Source organism: Deltaproteobacteria bacterium (genome assembly GCA_016218975.1).
In the GTDB taxonomy this organism is placed as follows: domain Bacteria; phylum Desulfobacterota; class Deferrimicrobia; order Deferrimicrobiales; family Deferrimicrobiaceae; genus JAENIX01.
Genome location: JACRCO010000045.1, coordinates 1 through 6,234, shown reverse-complemented (window position 1 = coordinate 6,234; position 6,234 = coordinate 1). Strand labels below are relative to the sequence as shown.

Annotated in this window: 6 protein-coding genes; all 6 read left to right on the top strand. The window is 63.8% G+C overall.

Translation table 11 applies throughout. The features are described 5' to 3' along the window. Positions 1-1,263: exodeoxyribonuclease VII large subunit (gene xseA / locus HY896_06215; protein MBI5575943.1), on the top strand; the 1,263-nt coding region annotated here is incomplete at its 5' end. Continuing rightward, positions 1,260-2,162, top strand: coding sequence for a M23 family metallopeptidase (locus HY896_06210; GenBank protein ID MBI5575942.1), 903 nt, complete (start codon positions 1,260-1,262; stop codon positions 2,160-2,162). The genes xseA and HY896_06210, both read left to right, overlap by 4 nt. Positions 2,163-2,194: 32 nt before the next feature. Next, the gene (gene xseB / locus HY896_06205; protein MBI5575941.1) at positions 2,195-2,446 is read left to right on the top strand and encodes an exodeoxyribonuclease VII small subunit; all 252 of its coding nucleotides are present in this window, start codon (positions 2,195-2,197) and stop codon (positions 2,444-2,446) included. Next, a complete protein-coding gene (locus HY896_06200) occupies positions 2,439-3,344 on the top strand; it encodes a polyprenyl synthetase family protein (GenBank protein ID MBI5575940.1) in 906 nt (301 codons plus the stop codon). The genes xseB and HY896_06200 overlap by 8 nt, the downstream gene beginning before the upstream one ends. 17 nt (positions 3,345-3,361) lie before the next feature. Then, positions 3,362-5,305, top strand: coding sequence for a 1-deoxy-D-xylulose-5-phosphate synthase (locus HY896_06195; GenBank protein ID MBI5575939.1), 1,944 nt, complete (start codon positions 3,362-3,364; stop codon positions 5,303-5,305). Next, complete coding sequence (locus tag HY896_06190) at positions 5,271-6,077, top strand: TlyA family RNA methyltransferase (GenBank protein ID MBI5575938.1); 807 nt, start codon at positions 5,271-5,273, stop codon at positions 6,075-6,077. Before HY896_06195 ends, HY896_06190 begins: the two co-directional genes overlap by 35 nt. The last annotated feature ends 157 nt before the right edge of the window (positions 6,078-6,234 follow it).

The window sequence follows — 6,234 nt, the reverse complement described above, 5'->3', positions numbered from 1 at the left end:
TTCCGCTCCGTCCGCGTGGAAGGCGAGGTCTCCAACTACAAGCTTTACCCTTCCGGCCACCGGTATTTCTCGTTGAAGGACGAGGGCGCCCAGATCCGGGCGGTTCTCTTCCGCGGGAGGGATCGGTTCATCTACGGCGATGTGCGGGACGGCCAGACGGTCGTAGTCTCCGGTTCGCTCGGAGTTTACGAGAAAAAAGGGGAGTACCAGATCTATGCCCAGTCCGTCGAGGTGCGGGGATTGGGCAACCTGCTCCTCGAGCTTGAGAAGAGGAAGGCCCGCCTGGCGGCGGAAGGGCTGTTCGACCCGGACAGGAAGCGGCCGCTTCCGGCCTTTCCGGCGCGGATCGGGATCGTGACTTCACGGCAGGGAGCGGTGCTCCGGGACATGGTCCGGGTGGCGAGAAGCCGCTGGCCCGCCGTCGGCATCGTGCTCGCCCCCGCGCAGGTTCAGGGGGAAGGGGCGGCGGAAGACATCGCGGCCGCACTCGCAGCGCTTTACGGCCACGGGAACGTCGAGTTGATCATAGTCGGCCGCGGGGGCGGTTCGGTGGAGGACCTCTGGGCCTTCAACGAAGAGGCGGTGGTGCGGGCCATCGCCGCTTCTCCCGTTCCGACCATCAGCGCCGTCGGGCACGAAACGGATTTCACTCTCGCCGATCTCGTCGCGGACCTCCGTGCGCCTACTCCGACCGCGGCCGCTCAGACGGCCCTCCCCGACCGTATGGAGACGGCGGAGCGGGTAACCGGGCTGGCGCTGCGGGCAAGAAGGGCGGAGCGGAACCTCCGTGAAACACTTCGCAGGGAGCTTCGCATCGCTGCCGGCGCGATCGCCGACCCGAGGCCGCTGGTCCGGGCGCGGCGTTACGAACTGGCCAAGGAAACGGATGCGCTCGCGGCCGGGATGCAACGGCTCCTCAGGGCGGGCCGGGAACGCCTTCTCGGATTGACCCACGAGGTCCGCCTCGGTTCACCGTCCGCGTGGGTTTCACGCAAGCGTGCGGAAGTGGCGGTTCTGCTCGAGCGGGCGGGCCGGCGTATTTCCACTGTCCGGGAGGAACCTCGCCGCCGGCTCGGGGTTTACCAGGGAAAGCTGTCGGCCCTGGACCCCACCGCGGTGCTTTCGAGAGGTTATGCGATCGCCATGCGCAGATCTACGGGAGCGGCGTTGCGTTCAAAGGCGGAGGCGGCGCCGGGCGATCAGCTCGATATCCGCGTGTCCGACGGCGTGTTCGGCGCGGTGGTGGAGGGAAAAACCAATTGAAGGATGCGGTTATCGCCGGAGCTTCCAGCCGGGTTTTCGCTCTGACGATCCTGGTTTGCCTGCTTGCCTGCCCGGCGGCCCTTGCGGAAAACGTCTCGCGGGATGAAATTCTCTCCGTTACGATTTCCTCGGCGCGCCCTGCGCAGGGGGATCCCGTGATCGTCGAGGTCAGGACCGCCGCCCGGCAGGGCAATGCGATGTTGCTATGGAAGGGGAAGGCGATCCCGATGAAGGAGGCCGGTCCGGGACGCCGCATCGCGCTGATCGGCATAGACGTGGCGGAACCGCCCGGGGTGACCGCATTTTCGGTGGTTGAATCCGGGACAGGCGCGATGATGCTGTCCGGCCTTGGGTTGACGGTGGAGGAAAAGACGTTCCCCGTCCAGGAACTGACCCTGCCGAAGGGGATGGCGGAGTTCGAGGCGGAAGCGCTTGACAGGATCAGGGGAGAGGCCGAAAGGCTGGAAAGGCTTTTCGCGGCGGTGTCGCCCCCGGCGTGGGAGGCTCCGTTCCTGCCGCCCGTCGAGGAATATCGCCCTGCGAATTTCGGCTCCCGCAGGGTCATAAACGGGGAGCCGCGCAGCCTGCACGCGGCGGTCGACGTGCACGTTCCCGTGGGGGCGCCCGTCAGGGCCATCGCCTCGGGGGCGGTCGCTTTCGCCGGGGAGCAGTTTTTCGGAGGGCGGTCGGTGGTGCTGGACCATGGCGGCGGGGTGTTCAGCCTCTATTACCATCTACGGGAATACGACGTCGCCGAGGGACAGCGGGTGGAGAAGGGAGAAAAGATAGGCGCTGTCGGATCCACCGGACGGGCCACTGGGCCGCACCTTCATTTCGGCGTCCGCGCGCCCGGAGGGCGGATCGACCCGTCGAAACTCTTCGATCAAGCTTTTGATTGACCGCCGGAGGGGCCGGGGGCTATATCTATAAGATGGCCAAGGGAAAAGAGGCTTCCTTCGAAGAAGCCCTGAAACAGCTCGAAGCGATCGTCGCCAAACTGGAATCCGGCGATGCGAAGCTGGAAGAGTCCATACGCCTTTTCGAGGAGGGAATGAGGCTGTCGGGAATTTGCCAGAAGCGCCTGGACGAGGCCGACAGGAAGATCGAGGTGCTTCTCCGGAAGCCGTCCGGCATAGAACGGGAAACCGAGGACGAAAGCGTCATTCTCGACAAAGATGGTTGAGGCGGGTTCTACCCCGGCAACTGCTTTCGAACGCCGGCGCATATTGGTGGAAGATCATCTCCTCCGGTTTATCGACGTCAGCGTCTGCCGGATTCCGGAGAGGCTGCGGGAGGCGATGGAATATTCGCTGTCGGCCGGCGGCAAGCGTATCAGGCCGGTGGTGCTCCTGTCCGCGGGGAGCGCGGTGGGCGGGGACGAGGGAGACCTTCTGCCGTTCGCCTGCGCCATCGAATATATCCATACCTATTCTCTTATCCATGACGACCTGCCCGCCATGGACGACGACGATTTCCGGAGGGGCAAGCCCTCCAGCCACAAGGAGTTCGGGGAGGCCACGGCGATCCTCGCGGGAGACGCGTTGCTCACGGAGGCGTTCCGTGTGGCGGGCGAATCTCCGATGGCGTCGAAGAATCCTGGAAGGGCGCTGGCGGCGGTTGCAGTGCTTGCCCGCGCAGCCGGAGCGGAAGGAATGGTCGGCGGCCAACAGCTGGACCTGCAGGCCGAGGGGAAGCCGGCCGACCTTTCCGGCAAGGAGGAGATAGACCTCCGCAAGACTTCGGCGCTCATTTCGGCCGCGGCGCGCATGGGCGGAATTCTCGGCGGCGGAAACGAAGCGCAGGTGGAATGCCTGGCGCGGTACGGCCGGGCGCTGGGATTGCTGTTCCAGGTTACAGACGACATCCTCGACGAGACGGGCAGTTTCGAGGAGATGGGGAAAAGCGTCGCCAAGGACCGGGCGCGCGGCAAACCGGCCTATCCGGCGTCGTTCGGAATGAAGGCCGCGCTTGCGCGCGCGGAAGCGTTGAACGCGGAGGCAATGACCGCTCTTTCCTCCTTCGGCGAGGAAGGAGACGCGTTGCGGGATATCGTCCTCCTCGTAACGGCAAGGAGATCGTGATGGGCAAGGAAATCGCAATGCCGGATGCGCCGGTTCCGATTCTTTCCGGCATACGCTCACCGGCGGACCTGAAGAAGGTCCCGCGCGAGAAGCTGCCCCAGGTCGCGGCGGAGCTTCGCGACCGGATCGTCCAGTGCGTATCGAAGACGGGCGGGCACCTCGCCGCAAGCCTGGGAGTAGTGGAACTGACCCTGGCGCTTCATTACGTGTTTTCCTCTCCGAAAGACCGGATCGTCTGGGACGTGGGCCACCAGGCGTACGCGCACAAGATCGTCACTGGCCGGGGCGACGCGTTTTCCACGATTCGCACCCTCGGGGGGATTTCCGGGTTTCCCCGTCTTGCGGAGAACCCGTGCGACGCGTTCGGGACGGGACACTCGGGCACATCCATCTCCGCAGCCCTCGGCATGGCGGTTGCGCGCGACATGCGGAAGGAAACGCACAAGGTCGTGGCTGTAATAGGGGACGGATCGCTTTCTTCCGGGTTGGCGCTCGAAGGGCTGAACCAGGCGGGGCATCAGAAACGGAACCTTGTCGTGGTCCTGAACGACAACGAATGGTCCATTTCCCAGAATGTCGGGGCGCTGTCGGGCTACCTGAACCGGATCATGACCGGGAAGTTCTACACCTCTTTCCGGAAACGGGTGGAGAACTTCCTCAAATCGATGCCGAGGGGCGACATCATGGCCCGGATCGGAAAGAGGGCCGAGGAGCTCGCAAAGGGATTCATCGTCCCGGGAATTCTGTTCGAGGAGCTCGGTTTCACGTACATCGGACCCATTCCCGGCCACAACATAGAGGACCTCATCGGCACGTTCCAGAACCTGGAAAACTTCGAGGGGCCGGTTCTGATCCACGTGGTTACGAAAAAGGGAAAAGGATACGCCCCCGCAGAGGCGAACCCGGAGTACTTCCACGGAGTAGGCAGTTTCGACCCGGCGACGGGAAAGGGATCGGGGAACGGCAAGCTTCCCTCCTACACGGACGTTTTCTCCGACACCATCGTGTCCATCGGAGCGGAGAATCCGAAGGTTGTCGCCATCACGGCGGCCATGTGCAGCGGGACCGGTCTGGTCGAGTTCCGCAACGCATTTCCGGACCGGTTCTTCGATGTGGGTATCGCGGAAGGACACGCAGTGACGTTCGCCGCGGGTCTTGCCCGGGAGGGAAAGATCCCAGTCGTAACGATCTATTCCACGTTCCTTCAGCGTGCCTACGACCAGATCATCCACGACGTGTGCCTGCAGAACCTGCCGGTCGTGTTCGCCGTGGACCGGGGGGGGATCGTCGGGGCGGACGGCGCGACCCACCAGGGGCTGTTCGACCTCTCCTTCCTGCGGCACATCCCCAACATGTCGGTGATGGCCCCGGCAAACGAAGTGGAGTTTCCGGAAATGCTGCGCGCGGCTGTTTCGTCAGGACGCCCCGTCGCCATACGGTATCCCAGGGGATGCATAACCGGGGTCGATCCGCAATCCGTTCATTCACCGGTGGAGTGGGGAAAGGGAGCCCTTCTTCTCGAAGGGAAGGACCTCCTCATACTCGCTGCCGGCGCCACCGTCGTTCCATCGCTGTTCGCCGCGGAGGAGCTGCGAAAGAGGGGGATTTCCACCTCCGTGGTCAATGCGCGTTTCGTCAAGCCCCTCGATGCGGACCTGATCCTCCCCCTGGCGCGGCGGACTGGCCGCGTGCTTACGATCGAGGAGAACGTACTCGCGGGAGGGTTCGGAAGCGCCGTGCTGGAGATGTTCGAGGAGCATGGAGAGCATCCTCCCCACGTGCGCCGAATGGGGATACGCGACGTTTTCGTGGAGCACGGTTCGCAACCGGAGCTTCGGGAAATCCACGGGATCAACGCCGACGCGGTGGTCGCCGAGGGGATGCGGATGTGCGGACACGGCAAGACTTTCCTCCCCGCCTTGTTCAATGGCATCCGCTCACGGCTCGAAAGGATTGTCTGAAGCGCCGCCGAAATCACTTCGGGTCAGGCTGGACGCCGAGCTCGTCGCGCGCGGGCTGGCGGAATCCCGCATGAAGGCGCAGGCGCTTATCCTGGCCGGACGCGTCCTTGTCGACGGATGCGTGGCGTCGAAATGCGGGTCGCCCGTGCGCGCAACCCAGCGTGTGGCTGTAGCCCCAGCGCCCCGGCCGTACGTCTCGCGCGGCGGAAGCAAGCTTGAGGGCGCCATCGAGGATTTCGGCCTTTCCTGCGACGGGAAGGCCGCCCTGGACGTCGGGGCATCGACGGGCGGGTTCACCGATTGCCTGCTGCGGCGCGGCGCACGGAAGGTTTACGCAGTCGACGTGGGGGAAAAGCTGATCGACGACCGGCTGCGGCGCGATCCGCGTGTCGTCGTGATCGAAAAGATCAACTTCAGGCATGCTCCGGCGGACCTTCTCCCCGAAAAAGTCGCCATTGCGGCAGTGGACGTTTCCTTCATTTCCCTAAGGCACATCCTGCCGTCCCTCGTTCGGTTCCTGCTTTCGGGCGCGGAAGTCCTTGCGCTTGTCAAACCGCAGTTCGAGGCGGGAAGGGCGGCGGTAGGCAGGGGAGGCGTCGTCCGGGACGACGGGAAAAGGCTGGAGGCGGTTCTCGGCGTAAGGGAGTTCGCGGAGAGGCTCGGATTTGCCGTCGAAGGCCAGGCCGAGAGCCGTATAAAGGGCCCAAGCGGGAACAGGGAGGTATTTCTGCACCTGCGCTGGACGGGGTGCACCGACGCAGAATGGCCTTGACTTTCCTAAAAATGAGCGGTAGTTTTTATCATAATGAGCAATATTTAGTATAAATTAGATATAATTAACTCACCTTAATCCGGTGAATGCGAGGTGGATCATGAAATCACGGCCGGCGGCGTTCCTGGCGGTAGTCATGCTTGCTGCATTTCTTTCG

What these genes read in the sequence shown, in the direction of transcription:
- xseB (MBI5575941.1), top strand. Translation starts at nt 2,195, where the DNA reads ATGGCCAAGGGAAAAGAGGCTTCCTTCGAAGAAGCCCTGAAACAGCTC.
- HY896_06200 (MBI5575940.1), top strand. Translation starts at nt 2,439, where the DNA reads ATGGTTGAGGCGGGTTCTACCCCGGCAACTGCTTTCGAACGCCGGCGC.
- HY896_06195 (MBI5575939.1), top strand. Translation starts at nt 3,362, where the DNA reads ATGCCGGATGCGCCGGTTCCGATTCTTTCCGGCATACGCTCACCGGCG.
- HY896_06190 (MBI5575938.1), top strand. Translation starts at nt 5,271, where the DNA reads ATGGCATCCGCTCACGGCTCGAAAGGATTGTCTGAAGCGCCGCCGAAA.